Source organism: Streptomyces sp. NPDC001922, assembly GCF_042891165.1.
Taxonomy (GTDB): Bacteria; Actinomycetota; Actinomycetes; order Streptomycetales; family Streptomycetaceae; genus Streptomyces.
The window spans coordinates 359,179-378,513 of record NZ_JBIASV010000004.1 but is presented as its reverse complement, the minus strand read 5'-3'; the positions used below and the strand labels follow the sequence as shown (position 1 = coordinate 378,513).

Annotated in this window: 15 protein-coding genes; 12 read left to right on the top strand and 3 right to left on the bottom strand. The window is 73.4% G+C overall.

Features of this window, described 5'->3' with window-relative positions; translation table 11 throughout:
• Positions 1-897 precede the first annotated feature (897 nt).
• From ACFYYR_RS09465 to ACFYYR_RS09450, 4 genes are all read left to right on the top strand, one after another.
• Positions 898-2,022, top strand: a complete 1,125-nt coding sequence (locus ACFYYR_RS09465; protein ID WP_388849022.1) for a nucleotide disphospho-sugar-binding domain-containing protein — start codon at positions 898-900, stop codon at positions 2,020-2,022.
• Between the two features lie 142 nt (positions 2,023-2,164).
• Positions 2,165-3,175, top strand: coding sequence for a dTDP-glucose 4,6-dehydratase (gene rfbB, locus ACFYYR_RS09460; protein ID WP_388849019.1), 1,011 nt, complete (start codon positions 2,165-2,167; stop codon positions 3,173-3,175).
• Positions 3,176-3,267: 92 nt separating this feature from the next.
• Complete coding sequence (rfbA, locus tag ACFYYR_RS09455; protein ID WP_388849016.1) at positions 3,268-4,137, top strand: glucose-1-phosphate thymidylyltransferase RfbA; 870 nt, start codon at positions 3,268-3,270, stop codon at positions 4,135-4,137.
• Positions 4,138-4,240: 103 nt separating this feature from the next.
• Entirely contained in the window at positions 4,241-4,678 is a 438-nt protein-coding gene (locus ACFYYR_RS09450; protein ID WP_388849013.1) for a VOC family protein, read from the top strand.
• 154 nt (positions 4,679-4,832) lie between these two features.
• Here ACFYYR_RS09450 and ACFYYR_RS09445 read toward each other — a convergent pair whose 3' ends face one another.
• Positions 4,833-6,671, bottom strand: a complete 1,839-nt coding sequence (locus ACFYYR_RS09445) for an FAD-dependent monooxygenase (RefSeq protein WP_388849010.1) — start codon at positions 6,669-6,671, stop codon at positions 4,833-4,835.
• Positions 6,672-7,683: 1,012 nt separating this feature from the next.
• Between ACFYYR_RS09445 and ACFYYR_RS09440 the strand changes: the two genes are divergently transcribed.
• From ACFYYR_RS09440 to ACFYYR_RS09430, 3 genes are all read left to right on the top strand, one after another.
• A complete protein-coding gene (locus ACFYYR_RS09440) occupies positions 7,684-8,451 on the top strand; it encodes an SDR family oxidoreductase (protein WP_388849008.1) in 768 nt (255 codons plus the stop codon).
• Positions 8,452-8,638: 187 nt separating this feature from the next.
• A complete protein-coding gene (locus ACFYYR_RS09435) occupies positions 8,639-9,682 on the top strand; it encodes a ketoacyl-ACP synthase III family protein (protein WP_388849005.1) in 1,044 nt (347 codons plus the stop codon).
• Positions 9,683-10,046: 364 nt separating this feature from the next.
• Positions 10,047-11,207, top strand: a complete 1,161-nt coding sequence (locus tag ACFYYR_RS09430) for a ThiF family adenylyltransferase (protein WP_388849002.1) — start codon at positions 10,047-10,049, stop codon at positions 11,205-11,207.
• 473 nt (positions 11,208-11,680) lie between these two features.
• Here ACFYYR_RS09430 and ACFYYR_RS09425 read toward each other — a convergent pair whose 3' ends face one another.
• Together ACFYYR_RS09425 and ACFYYR_RS09420 are read right to left on the bottom strand one after the other, a co-directional pair.
• Positions 11,681-13,036 (bottom strand): aminotransferase class V-fold PLP-dependent enzyme, encoded by a 1,356-nt coding sequence (locus ACFYYR_RS09425; protein WP_388849306.1) that lies wholly within the window; start codon positions 13,034-13,036, stop codon positions 11,681-11,683.
• Positions 13,037-13,262: 226 nt separating this feature from the next.
• Positions 13,263-14,186, bottom strand: coding sequence for a LuxR C-terminal-related transcriptional regulator (locus ACFYYR_RS09420; protein ID WP_388848999.1), 924 nt, complete (start codon positions 14,184-14,186; stop codon positions 13,263-13,265).
• 273 nt (positions 14,187-14,459) lie between these two features.
• On the opposite strand from ACFYYR_RS09420, the gene ACFYYR_RS09415 reads away from it, so the two are divergent.
• Genes ACFYYR_RS09415 through ACFYYR_RS09395 form a run of 5 tightly spaced genes read left to right on the top strand, consistent with a single transcriptional unit; the run spans position 14,460 to position 19,313 of the window.
• Positions 14,460-15,914, top strand: coding sequence for a nitroreductase family protein (locus ACFYYR_RS09415; protein ID WP_388848996.1), 1,455 nt, complete (start codon positions 14,460-14,462; stop codon positions 15,912-15,914).
• A 4-nt stretch (positions 15,915-15,918) separates the two neighbouring features.
• A complete protein-coding gene (locus ACFYYR_RS09410) occupies positions 15,919-17,496 on the top strand; it encodes a class I adenylate-forming enzyme family protein (RefSeq protein ID WP_388848993.1) in 1,578 nt (525 codons plus the stop codon).
• Positions 17,497-17,519: 23 nt separating this feature from the next.
• The gene (locus tag ACFYYR_RS09405; RefSeq protein WP_388848990.1) at positions 17,520-17,795 is read left to right on the top strand and encodes a hypothetical protein; all 276 of its coding nucleotides are present in this window, start codon (positions 17,520-17,522) and stop codon (positions 17,793-17,795) included.
• Positions 17,788-18,573 carry a dihydrodipicolinate reductase C-terminal domain-containing protein gene (locus tag ACFYYR_RS09400; RefSeq protein WP_388848987.1) on the top strand — a complete coding sequence of 262 codons (786 nt, stop codon included), beginning with the start codon at positions 17,788-17,790 and terminating at the stop codon, positions 18,571-18,573. Before ACFYYR_RS09405 ends, ACFYYR_RS09400 begins: the two co-directional genes overlap by 8 nt.
• Positions 18,570-19,313: a class II aldolase/adducin family protein gene (locus ACFYYR_RS09395; RefSeq protein WP_388848984.1), complete on the top strand. Its 744-nt coding sequence runs from the start codon at positions 18,570-18,572 to the stop codon at positions 19,311-19,313. Before ACFYYR_RS09400 ends, ACFYYR_RS09395 begins: the two co-directional genes overlap by 4 nt.
• The last annotated feature ends 22 nt before the right edge of the window (positions 19,314-19,335 follow it).

Here is a 19,335-nt window from a genome sequence, read left to right as displayed (position 1 = left end):
TCAACGGGTCCTGGCACCCCGCCAGAACCAGCAAATAGGCAATGGATTCGCGAGATTCCCTTACTCGAATCGCTGGCCGTGAACGTGAAGCGTCGGCAATGAATCCGGGTGCCGGGTAAGGAATGAGCAAGCGGCGGCGAAGGCGGTGCGGCTCGCAATGCTGCTGCAATCTAAGGGGCCGTGATCATAACGTCAATATACCGTGACCCAAGTCACATTCAAGGGTGCGCAGGCGTTGCCGGGGTGCGGTCCGCGCCATCGTCGGGGATGGGGCTGCGGCGGGGAATGGGTGACAGAGCGTCATATGGGGAGCGGAGTGTGAGTGTTGTTCATTGCCTTTTGCCAGGATATGCGGCAATTTCAAGCGGGAGAGTGGCTGCGGTCAGTCAACTTCTCCTGCTTCTGTCAGGTTTGGCGGGAGTCTGTATATGCTGAGCCTCCCGCCACTCGGAAGATGGCTCCATCAATGCGAAGCGCTCCTGGTCGCACGCGCTGCGACAACATCGGCGGGTAATTGACGATCACCTTCCGGATATTCGCCGAACATCGTTGATCCTGATGTGCCGAAGCGGTGCGGCGAAGTGCGGGAGAATCCTCCGGAGCCGGTTCTCGGCGTGCTGACGCCGGCCTCCGGTGCCGGGTATTCCGGTATTTCCGATCTCGCCTGCCGGACGCGCGGGAGCGCGCGGCAGGGCCCGCACGACCGCACCACCGCCGCGCACGTCCACCCCGCACGACCGTGGAACCGCCCCCGCCCGGCCGGGCGGACCGCCCCGGAGGGCGGAACGGCCGGACGCGCCACGCACGTCCGCCGGCTCCGGACCGGCCGGAACCGGGTCCCACGGACCGCACCCCGTCCGCTCGACGCTCCGAAGCGCCTCAGATCAGGTGGTGTCCATGCGCATCCTCTTCGTCACCGGCGGCAGCCCGGCGACGGTCTTCCCGCTCACCCCGCTGGCGACGGCCGCCCGCAACGCCGGTCATGAGGTGATCGTGGCCTGCAACGACGAGACGGCGGACGCCGTCGCCGGGGCCGGCCTCGCCGGCCTCTCCGTCTCCCCGGTCCCGATCCGGGAGCACTTCTCCACGGACCGTTCCGGCTCCCCGGTCGCGGCACCGGCCGGCCCGTCGGAGCACGCGGAGTACATCGGACGCGGCTTCGGCCGGATGGCCGCGGCCTACCTGGCACCGCTCGGCCGGCTCGCCGAACAGTGGCGCCCCGACCTCGTCGTCGGCGGCATGCTCTGCTTCTCCGCGCCCCTGCTCGCCGCCCGGCTCGGCGTGCCGTACGTACGCCACTCCTGGGACTCCGGCGAGCCGCCCGCCTTCGACACCGCCGCCGAACGGGAGCTGCGCCCCGAACTGGACCGGCTGGGCCTGGACGGCGTCCCGGCCGCCGACCTGTGGATCGACATCTGCCCGCCGAGCGTCCGCCCCGCCGACGCGCCCGCCGCCCAGCCCATGCGCTATGTGCCGTGCAACCTCCAGCAGCCCCTGGAGCCCTGGATGCTGGGCCGGTCCGCCGGCCGGCGGGTGTGCATCACCGCCGGAACCAAGGTCGCCCTCGGCTACTTCGACGACTACCTGGTGGAACTGGTCGGAAAGGTCGGGGAGCTGGACGCCGAGATCGTCGTCGCCGCCCCGGCCGCCGTCGCCGGCAACCTCACCCGGCGGCTGGGCGTCCGGGCGGGCTGGCTGCCGTTGGACGTCGTCGCCCGCAGCTGTGACCTGCTGGTCCACCACGCGGGTGGCGGCACCGCCCTCACCGGCATGGCCGCCGCCGTACCGCAGCTGCTGATCCCCAACATGCCCAAGCTGGTGCCGCCGTCGGAGCGGCTGGCCGGATACGGCGCCGCCCGGATGCTGCTGCCCGGCGAGGACACCCCTCGGACCGTCGCCGCGGCGGCCGAGGACCTGCTGACCACCCCGTCCTACCGCGAGCGGGCCGCGGAACTCGCCGGGGAGATCGCCGCGATGCCCGCCCCGGCGGAGGTGCTCGGCATCGTCGAGAAGCTGTCCTGACGGTGCGCCGGCGCAGGCCGTCGCACCGTGGCCGCGGACGCCCGGGTGCAGGACCTCCGGCGTCCGCCGCAACGGCCCGCCACCCCGGCCGTCGGCCCGTCCTCCCCTTCCCTCCTCTCCGCGCACCGAAGGAGACCCTTCCATGCACCTACTCGTCACCGGGGGAGCGGGGTTCATCGGATCCCACTACACCCGGATGCTGCTCCGGGACTCCGGCGCGGACGCCGTCACCGTGCTCGACAAGCTGACCTACGCCGGGAACCTCGACAATCTCGCCGACGTGACCGACGACCGCCGGCTCCGGTTCCGGCAGGGCGACATCACCGACCGCGCGGTGCTCGACCGGCTGCTGCCCGGCGTCGACACCGTGGTGCACTTCGCCGCCGAGTCCCACGTCGACCGCTCCATCGAGGACGGCGGCGGCTTCGTGCGCACCAATGTGCTGGGCACCCAGTGCCTGTTGGACGCCGCACTGCGTCACGGGGTACGGACCTTCGTGCACGTCTCCACGGACGAGGTCTACGGCTCGATCGAGCACGGCTCCTGGCGGGAGACCCACCCACTGCTCCCGAACTCCCCCTACTCCGCGTCCAAGGCCTCCTCCGACCTGCTGGCCCTCGCCCAGCACCGGACCCACGGCCTGGACGTGCGGGTGACCCGCTGCTCCAACAACTACGGGCCGATGCAGTTCCCGGAGAAGGTGATCCCACTCTTCGTGACCCGGCTCGTCGACGGGCTCACCGTGCCGCTGTACGGCGACGGTCGCCACATCCGCGACTGGCTGCACGTCGAGGACCACTGCCGGGGCATCGAACTGGTCCGCACCCGGGGCCGGGCCGGGGAGATCTACAACATCGGGGGCGGCACCGAACTGTCCAACCGCGAGCTGACCGAGCGGCTGCTGGCGGCGTGCGGAGCCGACTGGTCCGCCGTCCGGCAGGTGCCCGACCGCAAGGGGCACGATCTTCGCTACTCGGTCGACTGGAGCAAGGCCCGCGAGGAACTCGGCTACGCGCCGCGGCACGACCTGGCGTCCGGGCTGGCCGCCACCGTCCGGTGGTACCGGGACAACCCGCGGTGGTGGCGTCCCCTCGTCCGGCGTGCGGAGACCGGGGCCGGCGGCCGTGCGGGGGCCCTCTCCTCGACGGTCTGAGCCCCGTCCTCCGACTGCGCCGACACCGGCCGGTCCCCGACACCGGCCGGTCCCCGGTCCCGCCCGGTCACCTCGGAAAGGAACTCACCACGATGCGCGGAATACTGCTGGCCGGAGGGTCCGGAACCCGGCTGCTGCCTCTGACCTCCGTCAGCTCCAAGCAACTGCTCCCGGTCTACGACAAACCGCTCATCTACTACCCGCTGTCGGTGCTGATGCTCGCCGGCATGCGCGAGATCCTCGTGATCAGCGACGGCCGGCACCTCGAATCCTTCCGGCACCTGCTGGGTGACGGCGGACGGTTCGGCCTGGACCTCCGGTACGCCGCCCAGGACTCCCCGCGCGGCATCGCCGAGGCGCTGCTCATCGGCCGCGAGTTCGCGGGCGACGAGGACGTCTGCCTGATCCTGGGGGACAACATCTTCTACGGGCAGGGGCTGCCCGCAACCCTGCGGGAGGCCGCGGGGACGGTGGACGGCTGCACCGTCTTCGGCTACCCCGTCTCCGACCCCGAGCGCTACGGCGTCGCCGCCCTCGACGAGGACGGCCGGCTGCTCGACATCGAGGAGAAGCCGGCCGAGCCGCGGTCGAACCTCGCGGTCACCGGGCTGTACATGTACAGCAACGACGCCCTGATCTGCGCGGAGAAGATCTCCCCGTCCGCCCGCGGGGAACTGGAGATCACCGACGTCAACCGGATGCTGGTCGCGGAGGGCCGCGGCCGGCTCGTACGGCTCGGGCGCGGCACCGCCTGGCTCGACGCCGGTACGCACGACAGCCTGCTGGAGGCCAGCCAGTACGTGCAGGTACTGCAGAAGCGCCAGGGACTGCGGATCGCCTGCCTGGAGGAGACCGCGTACCACATGGGCTACATCGGCAAGGAGCAGCTGAGGGCCCTCGCGGACGGGCTGTCGGCCGGGTCCGACTACGGCAGACACGTCCGCTCCCTGCTCCGGACCTGACGGGCTCGGGGACGGCGGGGCGGCCGGGGGCCGAGTGCCCCGCCGGACCCCGGCGGAAGGCAACCGCACGACCACACACCACAGGAGAGGGGGAGACGGGACCGTGTTCTACCACGTCTGCTTCGTCGTACCGGACATCGAGCGCGCCATGGACGATCTCAGCCGGACGGTCCGGACCGAGTGGAGCCCCATCAAGGAGGATTCCCTGGGCCCTTGGGAGTACCGGATGGCGTTCTCCCGCACCGGGCCCCCGCACTTCGAGCTGATCCAGGGCCCCGAGGGCAGTCCCTGGGACTCCTCCCTGGGCGCCCGGTGCGATCACGTCGGGTTCTGGACCCGTTCGGTGGAGGAGAGCTCCCGCCGGCTGGCCGACGAGGGGCTGCCCCTGGAGTTCACCGGCTGCCCGTACGGCCGGCCGTACGCGTACCACCGTGCGGACAGCCTGGGAGTACGGCTGGAGATGATGGACGTCTCCCGCCAGGAGGCGTTCCTGAAGCAGTGGAACCCCGGCGGGGAGTCCATGCCGGTCTTCGATTCCTGACGGCTGGGCGGGGCCTGCCCGGTGGCCGCCCGGGTGCTCGGCCCCGTGAACCTTCGGCCGCGCGAGCCCGTGCCGCCCCGTACCGCCGGGGCGGCAGGTCCGCGTATCGGCGTCCGTCTGTGCGCGAACGTGCGGTCCCGTTCCCGCAGCCCCGTCAGGCCTCTGCGGGCGCTCGGCAGAGCAGCGCGGCCAGCGCCCGCCGCAACTCCTCGCCCGGGGCCTCGCCGAGCGCGGGACTCCGCCAGCCGACGAAGCCGTCCGGACGCACCAGCAGCGCCCCGGAGCCGCTGATGCCGACGGAGTGGGTCCAGGGAGTGACGGCATCGGCGAGGTCGTCCGTGGGATGGGTGAGGCTGTCGATGGGGTGGGTGGGGCCGGTGTTCCCGGCCGCGCCGCTGCGGCCGGCGCCGCCGCCCACGGCACCCGGTTTCCCACCGCCGTCCACGGCACCCGCCTTCCCCCTGCCCACGGCACGAGGCTTCCCCCCGATCCGGTGACCGGCCACCGCGACCCCCTGCGCGGCTGCCGCTCCCGGGAGGGCGTCCAGCCATGCCCCGCCGTCCGGCCCGGTGAGCAGGGCGAAGCCGCCTCCGACGAGATCCAGCGTGGACACGACCTCCTCGCCCCGCCGGAGCCACCGGTGCGGGAGCCGGGAGCCCGGGGCGCCGTCCAGGGCGCGTCCGATGTCCTCCGTGGAGGGCAGGGCCGGCCGGGCGTCCACGACGGCGGCGGAGTCGTAGCGGTAACCGAGGTGGACCACCGGTGCGTTGAGGGCGCCCGCCGCCGCCCGCGCACGAGCGGCCTCGGGGCCCCGGCCCCAGTGCAGACCCGGGTCGTCCAGGCGCAGCAGCGACTGCTCCATCGTGGTCAGCGCCACCGGGCGGCGCTCCGCCTCGTAGGTGTCCAGCAGGCCGGGCCCGGCGGCGCCCCGGAGCACCGCGGCCAGCTTCCACGCCAGGTTGTGCGCGTCGGCCACCCCGGTGTTCATCCCGAACGCCCCCACCGGCGGGATGACATGGGCCGCGTCCCCGGCGAGCAGGACCCGGCCGGAGCGGAACCGGTCGGCGACCGCCGCCCGGACCTGCCACGGCAGGACGTCGACGATCTCCACCTCCAGACCCGGCACGCCCACGGCGGAGCGGACCAGCGCACGGCAGCGCTCAGGGGTGAAGTCCTGGAGCGACTGGCCGGCCGCCGGGTCGTAGCGCGTGTGGTAGATCCACTCGCGGTCGCCGTCGACGGGCAGCAGGCCGCCCGCCGCTTCGTGCGTGGTGATGTCGCACATGACAAAGGTGTGGCTGCCGGTCAGGTCCCGCAGATCGCTGCGGAAGAGCACGCTCACCAGCGGCTGTCCCAGCTCGCCCGGTCCGGAGGCGGCGATGCCGAGGGCGGACCGCACCGGGCTGCGCGCCCCGTCGGCCGCCACCAGATACCGGGCCCGCACGGTGAACGAGCCCTCCGCGCACTTGAGTTCGGCCTCCACCCCCTCCTCGTCCTGGACGAAGGAGAGCAGCTCGGTGCCGAAGGAGACGGTGGCGCCGTGGGCGCGGGCGGCGTCGATCGCCACGGTGTCCAGCCGGCCCTGCGGGCAGGTGCCGCGGAGTGTCCGCGGGGTGATGTCCCGGAAGTCGTCCGTCCGCGGCGGCGCGGCTTCGGCCAGTGCGTCGAGGTCGGCCGTGGCCAGGGTGGGCGTGGAGAACATCTGCAGATTGCTGCCGGACATGTCCACGCAGCGGGCGTCCACCGCGTCGTCGATACCGGCCTCGCGCAGCAGCTCCACGGTCCGGGGGCCGACACCCATGGCGCGCGGGTGGGCGAGCGGAGCGGTGTGCCGCTCCACGGCCAGGGCCCGGACACCGTGCCGGGCCAGGAACATCGCGGTGAACAGGCCGACGGTGCTCGCCCCGGCCACCAGCACGTCCACCTGCCCGGTGGGCGTGCGGGGTTCACCGGACGTGGGCGGCGTGCTGTACCTGGGCGGTGTCCCGTGCATGCGTCTCTCCCCGGGTGCGTTGTCCCCGGGCGTACCGCCGCCCGCGCAACAGGCACGGAACGCGGGCCGTCCGGAGGGGCCGTCAGTGTGGTGCCGGGTGTCGTCGGTGTCGGACGACGGTGCTGCTGCTGGTACGTGGGTTCTCGAGCCTGGTGCGTGGGGCGTTGTGTGGTGCGGGTGACGCGCTGTGCCGGGCCTGGGTCGTTGTGCCCGGCCGTCGGCTGCCTCGTGCGCGGTGCTCGCTCCGTCGGGCGCTGTCGGGCGGGACGCTGCTCCCGGCCTCCCTGCCGGCGACGCCGACCGCGCGATGACCCGACCGCGCGATGACCGGCGGCGCGATGACCCGGCGTCGCGGTGCCGCACCGGGCCCGGCCTGCGATGAACGGTGTCCGGCAGCGTCCGGCAGCGTCCGGAAGCCCGTGCGACACCTGTCCGGTTCGCACCGGTCCCGCACAACCGGCCCGGCGACCCTAGCAGTCGACGGATGCCACCGCGCCCCGTTCGTGCCATCCGTGCGCACCCGTCGGCCGGGGCCTCCCGCTCCGCTTCCCGGCGGTTCGGGAGGAGCTCCCCGAAGCCTCAACTCATGCCTTGGCAAAGGTCGTTGCAGGAGCTCAGGAACGCTTGCCTCCGCCACGACACACCGTGTTAATGTTCGTGCCCGGTGGCCCCGGCTGCCGATTCGGCCCACGCGTGGAGCGTCGGCCGCGTCGCGTGAGGGTCTGTGGCCGCCCGTATGTGAACAGCCGTATTCGCACCAAGCGCACGACGCTGAACACCGGAAGCGATCTCTGCCTACGGTGTGCCGTCCACCGGACGGAAGTTGCGGGGCACCGCGGCGGGAACGCCGAACCGTTCATCCATGATCCCCAGCCGTACCCGGCTGAATCCCGACACCGTCAAGGCACCGCTCCAGGTGACCGAGCGGCCGCACCGCCGTGTCCCGGTGGCGCCGCCGCCCGCCGCCGGAGGGTTCGTTGTGCGCTCTGCGCGCGGCACATAAGGGGGATGCGTGACAGCGGAAGTGGCTCGGACAGCACTGGTCACGGGGGCGAGCCGCGGCATCGGGCGGGCGACGGCGGAACGCCTGGGCCGGCCCGGCACCGTGGTCGCCGTGCACTACGGGCACGACGGAACCGCGGCGAAGGACACCGTGTCGGCCATCGAGCGGAACGGCGGACGGGCGTTCGCCGTGCGGGCCGAGCTCGGCGCCCCCGACGCCGCCGAGGTGCTGTTCGCCGGGGTGGAAGCGGGGCTGCGCGAGCAGACCGGCGGCACCGCCCTCGACATCCTGGTCAACAACGCCGGCATCGGATGCTCCGGGGACATCGAACACCTCACCCCGGAGCAGCTGGACCGCGCCCTCGCCGTCAATGTGCGGGCGCCGGTCTTCATCGTCCAGCGCGCGCTGCCCCTGATGGGACCCGGCGGACGGATCGTCAACATCTCCTCGCTCGCCGCCCGGGTGGCACACCCCCGGATCATCGGCTACGCCCTGAGCAAGGGCGCCCTCGAGGTGTTCGGCCACTCCCTGGCCCGGCACCTGGGGGAGCGGGGGATCACCGTGAACACCGTCGCACCGGGGCTGATCGACACGGACTTCCACGGGGACCGGTTCCGCGGGGACCCCGCGGCGGCGGCCGACGCGGCGGCCCAGAGCGCGTTCGGGCGGCTCGGCCGGGCCGCGGATGTCGCCGACGCCGTCGCGTTCCTCGCCTCCGAGGAGGCCCGGTGGATCACCGGCGAACGGCTGGAGACCGCCGGCGGGGCGCATCTGTGAGGGTGGCGCGGCGGCCGGCGCCGGCACGGGCAGCGGTCCTGTTCCCGGGCCGGCCGCCGGTCCTGCCCTGCGTTTCCGCCACGGCCCCGGAGCCCGGTCACCGGGTGGGACGTGGCGCTGTCACTGACCCGTATGCGTGCGATCCCCGCGAGCCTGCTCGTGCCGCACGGTGATGAGGAGGTTGGGCATGCTTCTGAACGACATCTACCTCGACGCGATAGGGGTCCGGCTCGGCCGGCCGACCGATCTGGCCGACGCCGTCGCCGAGGGGCGCTATCCGTCCGCCGAATACACGGCCAACGCCCTGCTGGGAGCCGTCGTCTCCGACGAGTTCGCCCCCGACATGGCGGTCCGTGCGGTGCGGCAGGCGATGGAACGGAGCGCGGCACGCCCCGCCGACGTCCGCATGATCCTGCACGCCAGCACCTACTACCAGGGCCAGGACATGTGGACCCCGGCCTCGTACATCCAGCAGCAGACGATCGGCGGGAACGCGCCGGCCGTCGATGTGGACCAGAAGTCCAACGGCGGTGTGGCCGCGCTCAGTCTGGGCGCGGCCTACCTCGCGGCGTGCGACGACGACGCGGCCGTGCTGCTCACCACCGGCGAGCGGTTCTGCGACCCCGGCTTCGACCGCTATCGCAGCGAGAGCGGCACGGTCATGGCCGACGGCGCCACGGCAACCGTCCTGACCCGGCGCCCCGGCTTCGCCCGCGTCCTGGCCACCGTGCTGACGGCCGATCCGACGCTGGAGGAGATGTACCGGGGCCGCTCGCTGCGCGACGCTCCGGCGTCCGGGGACAAGCCGCTGGACATGCGGTCGCGCAAGAAGCTGTTCATGCGCTCCCGGCTGCGCGACCTGGAGAAGATCTCCGAGCAGGTCGCCGGCGGAGTGGGCGACTGCATGGGCCGGGCACTGTCCGAGGCGAAGACCGAACTGGCCGAGGTCCGCCGCTTCGTCCTGCCGAACGTGGGCCAGACCGTCCGCTGGTGGAGCGTGCTCGCCGGCATGGGCGTCGGACACGAGCGCACCACCTGGGACTTCGGTCGCGGCATCGGCCATCTCGGAGCCGGGGACCAGGCCCTCGGTCTGCACCATCTGGTGGCGACCGGTGCGGTGGAGCCCGGTGACCGGGTGGTGCTCGCCGGCACCGGGTACGGGTTCAACTGGGGCTGTGCCGTGGTGGAAATCCTCGACACACCGCGGTGGGGCGGCGCCGCTTCGGAATAGCCGGGAGCGGGTGGACGCGCCTTCGGGTCCGTCGCTGAACGGTTGGTTTTCCTTCCGTTTCGTGGAGAAGCCCAAGGGCCTTGTTCGGTGTGGAAGGTCATTTTCGGTTCGCATCCGGAGTGTCTTCTTCCGGTGCGGATGGCCGGTGCGGGCGGCGGGGGCGATGCGAGGGGGGGAATGGGAATTCTCTGCGCCGGTCGTGGCCGCTCCGTTTCCCGCCGGGACGGGTTCGCCGCTGCGGGGCGTCACGGAAAGGGAGCGTGGCCGAAACAGGGCAGGACGGAAAGGGGGCCCGGCGGAAAGAAGGACCGCGAGTGATGTCGTCAGCACCCCCGTTCCGCATGATTTCCGAATGAGGAGTCCCATGCCTTTCCCGCCCCTGGTCGAGCCGGTCGAAGAACTCGGAGACATCGATGTGCGCCGGCACGCACGACAGCTGATCCTCGCCGAGATCGGCGCGCTGGGTCAGCGCCGGCTGAAGAACGGCCGCGTTCTGGTGATCGGCGCCGACGAGGTCGGCGCGCCCGCTCTCGGCCATCTCGCCGACGCCGGTGTGGGCGTGCTCGGCATCGCCGACGGCGCGCCGCTGCGCACGTGGGACCGCTGCCCGGGGCGGCCCGGCCCCGACGGCCGCCCGGTGCCGCAGGACTCGCGCGCCGCCGCGTGGGCGGCGGCGCTGCGCGAGACCCATCCCGCCGTCACCGTGGTGACGCACCGGACCCGGCTGGACGCCGGCACCGCGGAGGAGGTCCTCCGCGACTACGACGTGGTGCTCTGCGCGAGCGAGGACCCCGCCCGGTGCTACCTGGTGGACGACGTCTGCGCCCGCCTGGGCAAACCGTTCGTCTGGGGCGGCGTGGACCGTCTCCGGGGGCGCGTCGGGGTCTTCTGGGACGCGCACGGACCCACCTACCGGGACCTCCATCCGGCCCCGCCCGCGCCGTACTTCCGCGGCATGGCCGGGTTCCTGGAAGTCCTCGGCGGCTGGCTGTCGGCGGCGCTGGCGGTGGAGGCCGTCAAGCTGCTGACCGGCGGAGGCGAGCCGCTCGTGGGCCGGATCACGGAGTACGACGCGCTGAGCGGCGGCTGCCGGACGGTCCCCCTGGAGCGCGATCCCGCGGCCGTCCGCCCGGCCGAACTGACGGCCGCCGAACCGTACTTCGGGCTGCTCTCGCCGGAAGCGGCGGAGGCGGCCCGGGAGCACACGATCTCCGTCGACGAGCTCAAGGACCTGCTGGACCGGGAGGTACCGCTGTACCTGGTCGACGTCCGCGAACCGGACGAGCACGCGTTCTCCGACCTTCCCGGCTCGGTGCTGATCCCCAAGGGGGAGTTCTTCGACGGGGGTGCGGCGGTGGAGCGGTTGCCCGACGACCGGAAGGTCGTCTTCTTCTGCCGGATGGGGATCCGGTCGGCGGAGGTGCTGGCGGTGGCCCGGAAGTCCGGGCATCCCGATGCGGTGCATCTGGGGGGCGGGATTGTGGAGTGGGCGGAGCGGGTTGATCCGGGGATGCCGGTGTATTGACGGGGGTGGGGGGCGCTGCGGTCTCGCCGTGCGGCGCGCGCTCGGGGGTCTGCGGGCGTCTGTTGTACGGGGCCGGTTTGTCGGGTGCGGGTGTGTGGTGGGTTTCGGGGGTGGGGGCTCCGGGGGGGCGGCCCCCGGGGGGGGCGCCGCCCCGGAACGTATATTTACGGCCCTGGCGGGCCACAAATACACGGAAGCTTCCGGAACCCCCCACCCCTGCGCCCCCACCCCCTGACGTTCACTCCGCCCTGCGGCCCGCCCCCTTGCGTCCACCAGGCCCTGCGGCACCCGCTGCGTCATGTCCGGACCACCGGGCCGGTGGCGCGCCGCGCCTCTTCGTGCACCCGGCCCTGCGGCCCCCCGCTGCGTCATGTCCGGACCGGGCCGGTGGCGCTGCGCCGCCTCGTTCGTTCACCTGGTCCTGACGCGCCGTCTGTGCCCCTCATGGCCCGAGGTCCCGGTTTCGCGTGAGTTCAGGGCGCCGGGACGCAGCGGCCGTTTTCTGTGCGGTAGTTCCAGCGAGGGCCGTGGTGGATCAGTTCCGTCAGGGCGGTCAGGAAGCGTTCCAGGTGTTCGTCGGGGGTTCCGGCGCCGAAGCTCACGCGGAGGGCGTTGAGCGAGGGCTCTCCCGGGGCGGCTTCGGGGGCGCCGCAGTGGCCCTGGTCCGTCGGTGTGCCGCCCAGCAGGACGCGGACCAGCGGGTGGGCGCAGAACAGCCCGTCCCGCACGCCGATCCCGTACTCCGCGGAGAGCGCGGCGGCCAGGTGCGAGCTGTTCCAGCCCGCGACCACGAAGCCGATGACCGACACCCGTGGGCAGTCCTCGCCCAGCAGGGACAGCACCTTCACCGGGCCGATCCCCGCCAGCCCCTCGGTGACCCGGGCGACCATCCGGCGCTCCCGTGCTGCGAGGCGGTCGAAGCCCGCGGCGGTGAGGGTACGGCAGGCGGAGGCGATCGCGTGGACGCCGATGACGTTGGGGGAGCCGGCCTCGTGGCGGGTCGTGCCGGTGTGCCACTCGACGTCCAGCGTGCCGCCGGCGCGGCGGACGACCCGTTTGCTCGCACCGCCCCCGGCCAGATACGGCTCGGCGCGGTTCAGCCAGTCGGCGCGGCCGGCGAGGACTCCCGAGCCGAACGGCGCGTACAGCTTGTGGCCGGAGAAGGCCACGTAGTCGACGTCCAGTCCGGCGATGTCCACCGGGTGGTGCGCGACGAGCTGTGCGGCGTCCAGCACCACCCGGGCGCCCCGCCGGTGGGCGGCTTCGGTCAGTTCGCGGACCGGCCAGAGTTCACCCGTCACATTGGACGCCCCCGTGACACACAGCAGCGCGGGCCCCCGGAGGCCGGTGAGCGCCCGTTCGAGCAGTTCGACGGCGTGTGTACGGCTGCGGGGCGCGGGCAGGCAGTGGACGTCGCTCCGCCGCCACGGCAGCAGTGAGGCGTGGTGTTCGGTCTCGAAGACGAACACCTTCGTTCCGTCGGGGACGGCCGCGGCCAGCAGGTTGAGCGAGTCGGTGGTGGACCGTGTGAAGATCACCTGGTCGTCGGGGCGGCAGCCGAGGAAGCGGGCGACGGTGGCCCGGTTCTGCTCGAAGAGATCAGTGGACAGCCGGGACAGATAGCCGGCCCCGCGGTGCACGCTGCCGTAGTAGGGGGCGTAGGCGGCGATGTCGTCCCAGACCTGTTGCAGCGCCGGGGTGCTCGCCGCGTAGTCCAGGGCGGCGTACGGCACTTCTCCGCCGGTCACCAGCGGTACCAGGACATCGCTTCCGAGGACCGGAAGCGGCGTGCGGACGGTCTCGTCCCGGGCGGCTGACGCCTCGGACACCGACATGGCGGAACTCCCTCGGGAAGGCAGGCGACGGGGCGGAAGCGCCCTCGATTCGGCGGTGCTGGGGAGGTGCGGGGGACGGCAGGGTCACCCCGGTGTGCGGCGCCGGTGGTGGCAGGCCGCGGTCAGGACCAGATCGTGGCAGAGCCGGTCCCGCCCGTGTAGAGCCCCGGTTGGCCCGTGGCGGCCGTGGCCGTCGGCGGACAGTGCGGCGGCGGACGTGTCATGCCTCGCCCGGTGTCCCGGCCTGCACCGGCTCGCCGGGTCCTTCCTCGGCACCGTCTGCGGGCGGGTCGGGGGAGTCCAGCAGGCCGCAGGTGCGGGCGGCCACCACGCCGGCCTCGAAGCGGCTGCTTACCCCGAGCCGGCGCAGCAGCGCGGACACCATGCGGCGCAGGGTGCGCGGCGAGACGCGCAGTTCCCGGGCGATGGCCGCGTCCTGGCGGCCCCGTGCCCACAACTTGAGGATCACCAGCTGCTGTTCGGTCAGCCGCGGGGAGCGGTCCGCCGGGCCCCGGCAGGCCACGGTGCCCGCCGTCGCGTCCGGCGCGGGCGCGGGGCGCGCGATGTCCCGGGCGCCGTCCCAGCAGAACTCGAAGACCCGCCCCAGCAGGCGCACCAGGGCCGGGTGCCGGACCAGCAGCAGCTTGCCCGGCGGACACACCAGGGCCAGGGCCTCGTCCACCACGATGAGGCGGAACGGCAATAACGGCGCCACCCGCACCCGGACCCCGAGACAGGAGAGTTTCTCCAGGTAGGCGGTGGTGCGGGCGCTGTGCAGGGCGGAGCTCTGGTGAATGGTGCGGATCGTCACGCCCGCCTCCCGGCCGCAACAGCCGTCACGGCTCATCCAGTCGGCGATCAGCTGCCGGGCGAGGACCGAGGGCTGGATCACCAGGATCTGCCGACGGGCCAGCACGGCCACCGAGTTCAGCAGAGCGCGGGCCCGCTCCGGATCGGTGACGTCCTCCACACCCGAGACGCCCGGATCCGCACCGGAGCTGTACAGGGAGAGCGCCGCTATCTGCTCCTGCAGATACCGCGCGTGGACGGAGGCCGTCTCCAGGGCCTTTTCTTGTTGTTCCAGGAGCCGGGCCAGCGTGTGCAGTGAGCTTTCCTCATGCGATGGTGCGGGCTCCAAGATCACGGAATGTCCCCCCGGTTCATCGTCGTGTCCGTTGTCGGCCGCGACCGCCACGGGCCAACAATACGTCTGTACCTCGGAGTTCGGCTCTGAAAGGCTCACCTCTGGTTCCGCGGGGCCCCGAGAACTCCGTGTTCCGTTCGGCTTATCCGTATCCCCTGAAGGGATCAAGTCGATGACCAGAAAACTCTGCACTTCTGCGAGCAATTTCATGGGTGGCGAACGAATGCTCTCACACCGATGGCGCTCCGAAGCCGGACGATAAGGAGTGGCCCGGTGAAGGAATCCCTGTCTGTCCTAGGTTACGGGCCCGGCGCGCCGGGCGCCGAGGATCCGGGCACGGAGCGGGCCACCGCCGGCCCCACGGACGGTGCCGCGCTCCTCTGGAAGCGGATGACGCTCTGCGCCGCTCCCACGGCCCGGCCGCCCCGGATACCGGTGCCCGCCGAACTGCGTGCCGTCCTGGCCCTGTTCGAGACCGCCGCGGACGGCTCGCCGACCGGCGGCCCCTCCGCCCCCTCCGCCGGGGCCCTCTATCCGTACGAGCACTGCGCCGTCGTCCCCGGCCCCGACGGCCCGGCCGTGTACGCGCTGGACGTGGCCCGGCGCGCCTGCCGGCTGCTGCGCACCGGCGCCCGGACCGCCCGCGCCCTGGAGGACAGCGGGCTCGGCGTTCCGGGAACGGACGAGTCCCTGGTGCTCAACGTCGTCCGGCCCTGGCTGTCGATGCGGAAGTACGGCGACCGCGGCTATCTCTACGCCCAGCTGGACACCGCCCACCTGGCGACCCATCTGCTCTGCCTGGCCGAGGACTCCCACCGGCGCGCCGAACTGCGCACCCGGCTCGCCCCGGAGCCCCTGGCCGAACTGCTCGAACTCGACCTCAACTGCCGCTTCGTGCACAGCGCGCTGATCCTGCGGGCCCGCGCCGGGAGCCCCCGGGGCGGCCGGGACTGGAGCTGTGCGGACGACCGGGGCGGTGTCCCCGCCGGGCGGGCCGCCGTCTGGCCCGAGACCGAGTGCCGGCGGGCGCTCACCGAGTACCGGCGCGCGCTCCCCGCCCGCGCCCCGGCCGCCGCCGGGCACCGGCCGCTCTTCCCGGCCATGGCGCCGCTGCCCGGCGCCCCCGCCTTCCCCGGCGGCGTCTCGCTCACCGAGCTGGCCGCCCGGCGCCGCTCCACCAAGGACTTCGCCGAGGCCCCGCTGTCCGGCGCCGGTCTGGACCGGGTGCTCGCCGCGCTGCGCACCCCGCTGACCACCGACCTGCCCGCCGACACGGGCCTGGGCGCCACCCTCGTCGTCCGGCGGGTGACCGGCCGCACCCCCGGCAGCCACCCGCTGTACGGCACCGGACCCGCGGACGGACCCACCGCGCCCGCCCCCGACGACGACGAGGTGGTGCGGATCTGCATGGGCCAGGAACACCTCCGGCACGCCGCGGCCGTGGTGCTCTTCCACGCCCCCGGCCAGGAGATCTTCCGGCCGGGTGCGGCCGGGGTCGACGAGGCCCTGCTGCGGGCCGGGGCCCTCGCCCAGCTCCTCTGCCTCGGGGCGGCCCGCGCCGACGTCGCGATCACCACCGTCGGGGGCTTCGACGCCGACCGCTGGCGGACGCTCGCCGCGCTGCCGGAGCGTCACGAGGTGCTCTACGTGGCGATGCTCGGCGTCCCCGGGGCGTCCGCCGTGAAGCTCGACCGGCTGAACCGGGCCTACGCCCACAACGAGAGGTAGCAGCGTGCTCAGTGACCTCATCTCCGGTGTCCTGCTCGCACACGGCGAGCGCACCGCGGTCGTCGACCGCGACACCACGCTCGGCTACCGGGAGCTGTACGAGCGGAGTGCCGCCACGGCACTGGACCTCGCCGCGCGCGGTACCGGTTCCGTGGTGCGGCCCGCCGCCCCGGACCGCGCCGCGCCCGGCACCGGCCGGCCGCCCGCCGACGGAGAACCTCCCAACGACGACCGGCCGCGGGCCGGCATCCGGGCCGCCAACTCCGCCGCCTATGTGGTGGCCTACCTCGCCGTCCTGCGCGCGGGCTGGGTGCCGTTCCTCATCGACCGCGCCGCGGGGCCGCAGGAGACCGAGGCCATCGCCGAGGACTGCGGACTGGACCTGCTGCTGCACGACGCGGACACCCCGGCCGTACCCGCGGGGGGCGTACGGCACGGCAGCGTGGGACCGCTCGCGCTCACCGCGCTCCCCGCCCGGCCGGACCGCCCCCCACTCCACCCCACCACCGAGGTGTGCCGCTTCACCTCCGGATCCACCGGCCGGCCGCACTGCATCGAGTTCTCCGCGCACGCGGTCCACCGGGCCGCCCAGAACTGGGTGTCCGGCACCGGCCTCACCTCGGCCGACCGGATCGCCTGCTTCGCCTCGCTCTCCAACGGGCTGGCCTTCAACACCTCGCTGCTCCCGGCCTTCCTCACCGGCGCCGAACTGCACCTCGCCGCCGGACTGCCCACCGCCGGGCGGGTCGTCCGGATGCTGGAGCAGAGCCGGGCCACCCGGCTCGTCGGCTTCCCCGCGCTCTACGAGTCGCTGGTGCGGCGCGCCCCCGACCGGGCCGCCTTCCGCGACCTGCGGATGGCGATCTCCTCGGCGGCGCCGCTGGGCCCGGAGACCAAGGAGCGGTTCACCACACTGACCGGGGTGCCGGTGCAGAACTACTTCGGCGCCGCGGAGGCCGGACCGCTCACCTTCGCCCCCGACCCGCTGCGGGACCCGGGACTCGGCCGGCCGCTGCCCGGGGTGTCGCTGCGGGCCGGCACGGTGGGCACCGCCGCCCCGGTCGAGGTCCGCAGCGAGTCCATGGGCACCCGCTATCTCAACGCGCCCGGCGCGCTGGAGAGCAGGACCACCGCCGACGGCTACTACCGCACCGGTGACCTCGGCTACCTCTACGACGGCAGCCTGGTCCTCACCGGACGCACCAGCCAGGTGATCAATGTCGGCGGACGCAAGATCGACGCCGTCGAGGTCGCCGAGGTGCTGCGCGGCGCCGCGGGCGTCCGGGACGCCGTGGTGCTGGAGGTGACCGACCGGCACGGCGGCCCGGCCCTCGGCGCCGTCCTCGCCGCGGACCCCGCGCTCGACCCCGCCGGACCGCGCCGGCACACCGCCGAACGGCTCGCCGCCCACAAGGTGCCCAGCCTGCTCCGCGTCGTGCCGGAGATCCCCCGGGGCACCACCGGCAAACCCGCCATGGCGGAGCTGCGCCGGCTGTTCGACGCACCCGGACCCCGGACGGTCGTCGAAGGCCCCGGCCCCACGCCCCGCTCGGCCCCCGAGGCACCCAAGGAAACCGTGTGACACACCCCGAAGGAGACAGCCCCATGTCGGTTCCCGCGTCGGACGCGCTCCGCGCCCGCGTCGTCCGTATCGTGCTCGACTGTGCCGAGGGCGACCTCACGGAGGCCGAACTGGCCGCCACCGGCTGGTCCCTCTCCGGAGTCAGCTACTCCTCCCTCTCCTACATCCGCATGATCGACGCCCTGGAGAACGAACTCGGCGTCTATCTGGACCCCGAGGAGGAGAACGAGAGCTACGAGACCGTGGACGGCATCGTGGCCCTCGTCGGGGAACACCTCGAGGAAGCGGCCCGTGCCTGAACCCCGCACGGTCCCGCGCGCCGGGGTCGTCGGCGTCGTCGGCCGGGGCCGGCTCGGCGGCGCCGTCGCCCGCCGCTGCGCCGAAGAAGACCTGAAAGTCCGCGAGTTGAACCCCCGGCGGCCCGAGGCCTGGGCCGGCGGCGGGCCGCTCCCGGACGTCGTCGTCGACTGCGGCGCGCCCGCGGCCGTCGGCCGGGTGCTGGACCTGTGCGCCCGGCTGCGGGTGCCGCTCGTGGAGTGCGTGTCCGGCCTCGCCCCGGATCACCTGGTGCGGATGGCGGAGCTGGCCCGGGACACGGCCGTCGTCCGCGCCACCAACCTCTCCCTGGGCAACTACCTCCAGACCCGCGCACTGGACCACCTCGCCGGGCTGCTGACCGCCATGGAACGGGCCGGAGTCACCGGCGCCGTGCCCGAGGCGGCCGTCCTCGAACGCCATCCGGCGGCCAAGGCCCACCGGCCCAGCGCGACCGCCGCGGCGCTCGCCGGCCGCTGGCGGGACCGCACCGGCCGCGAACCGTCCGATGTCGCCTCCCTGCGCGCCGGGCCCCCGGTCAGCGACCACGAGATCCGCCTGGCCTGGGCCGCGCAGACGCTCACCGTCCGGCACGAGGTGCACTCACTCGGCGCCGCGGCGGCCGGTGCGGTCGCCGTCGCCCGCTGGTGCGTCGGCCGGGCCCCCGGCGAGTACCCCGTGCACACCGTCTTCGACGACCTGTGGAACACGACGGACCGCCCGGCACCCCGGAGCGGGCCGAACGGAGGGCAGCGCGCATGACCGTTTCGTTCCGGCCCGGTGACCGGGTGCCCGCACGGCTGGGCGCCCAGCTCGCCCTGGGCGCCCGGATGCTGTCCATGGACGGTCACGACGACTTCAACCAGGGCCAGATCTCGGCGCGGCTGCCCGGCCGGGACACCTTCTTCATCAAGAACGCCCTGTGCGGCTTCGACGAGGCCACCCCCGGCCAGGTGGTGGCCGCCTCCGTCCGGGCCGACGACCCCACCGACCCCCTCGCACCCCCCGAACTCCCGCTCCACCAGGCCATCTACCGGGCCCGCCCGGACGTGGGCGGGATCGTGCACAGCCACGCCCCGCACACCCTGGTGTTCGGGGCGACGGATCTGGAGATCCGGCCCGTCTCGCACGACGGAGCGCACTTCACCGGCCGCCTCGGGCTGTTCACCGACACCAGCAACACCGTGCTCGACCAGGCCACCGGCGAGGCCATCGCCCAGCAGCTCGGCGACGGCGCCGGGGTCCTGCTGCGCAACCACGGCGGCGTGATCGTGGGCCGCAGCGTCCGGCACGCCGCCGTCTTCGCCCAGGTCCTGGAACGCGCCTGCCGGCTCCAGCTCCTGGCGGAGCAGAGCGGGCGCCCGTACACCGTCTCCACGGCGTCGGACGTCCGGCTCAAGCGGGACTTCATCTACGCCGACCTCTCCGTCCGCTCGTACTGGGACCACGCCGTCCGCCGGGTGGCCCGCGCCTGGCCCGAGGCCGCCGAGTGGCGCGGCTGACCGCTGCCGCCCCGTCCGGACG

What these genes read in the sequence shown, in the direction of transcription:
- ACFYYR_RS09465 (WP_388849022.1), top strand. Translation starts at nt 898, where the DNA reads ATGCGCATCCTCTTCGTCACCGGCGGCAGCCCGGCGACGGTCTTCCCG.
- rfbB (WP_388849019.1), top strand. Translation starts at nt 2,165, where the DNA reads ATGCACCTACTCGTCACCGGGGGAGCGGGGTTCATCGGATCCCACTAC.
- rfbA (WP_388849016.1), top strand. Translation starts at nt 3,268, where the DNA reads ATGCGCGGAATACTGCTGGCCGGAGGGTCCGGAACCCGGCTGCTGCCT.
- ACFYYR_RS09445 (WP_388849010.1), bottom strand. Translation starts at nt 6,671, where the DNA reads ATGCACGGGACACCGCCCAGGTACAGCACGCCGCCCACGTCCGGTGAA.
- ACFYYR_RS09435 (WP_388849005.1), top strand. Translation starts at nt 8,639, where the DNA reads ATGCTTCTGAACGACATCTACCTCGACGCGATAGGGGTCCGGCTCGGC.
- ACFYYR_RS09430 (WP_388849002.1), top strand. Translation starts at nt 10,047, where the DNA reads ATGCCTTTCCCGCCCCTGGTCGAGCCGGTCGAAGAACTCGGAGACATC.
- ACFYYR_RS09405 (WP_388848990.1), top strand. Translation starts at nt 17,520, where the DNA reads ATGTCGGTTCCCGCGTCGGACGCGCTCCGCGCCCGCGTCGTCCGTATC.
- ACFYYR_RS09395 (WP_388848984.1), top strand. Translation starts at nt 18,570, where the DNA reads ATGACCGTTTCGTTCCGGCCCGGTGACCGGGTGCCCGCACGGCTGGGC.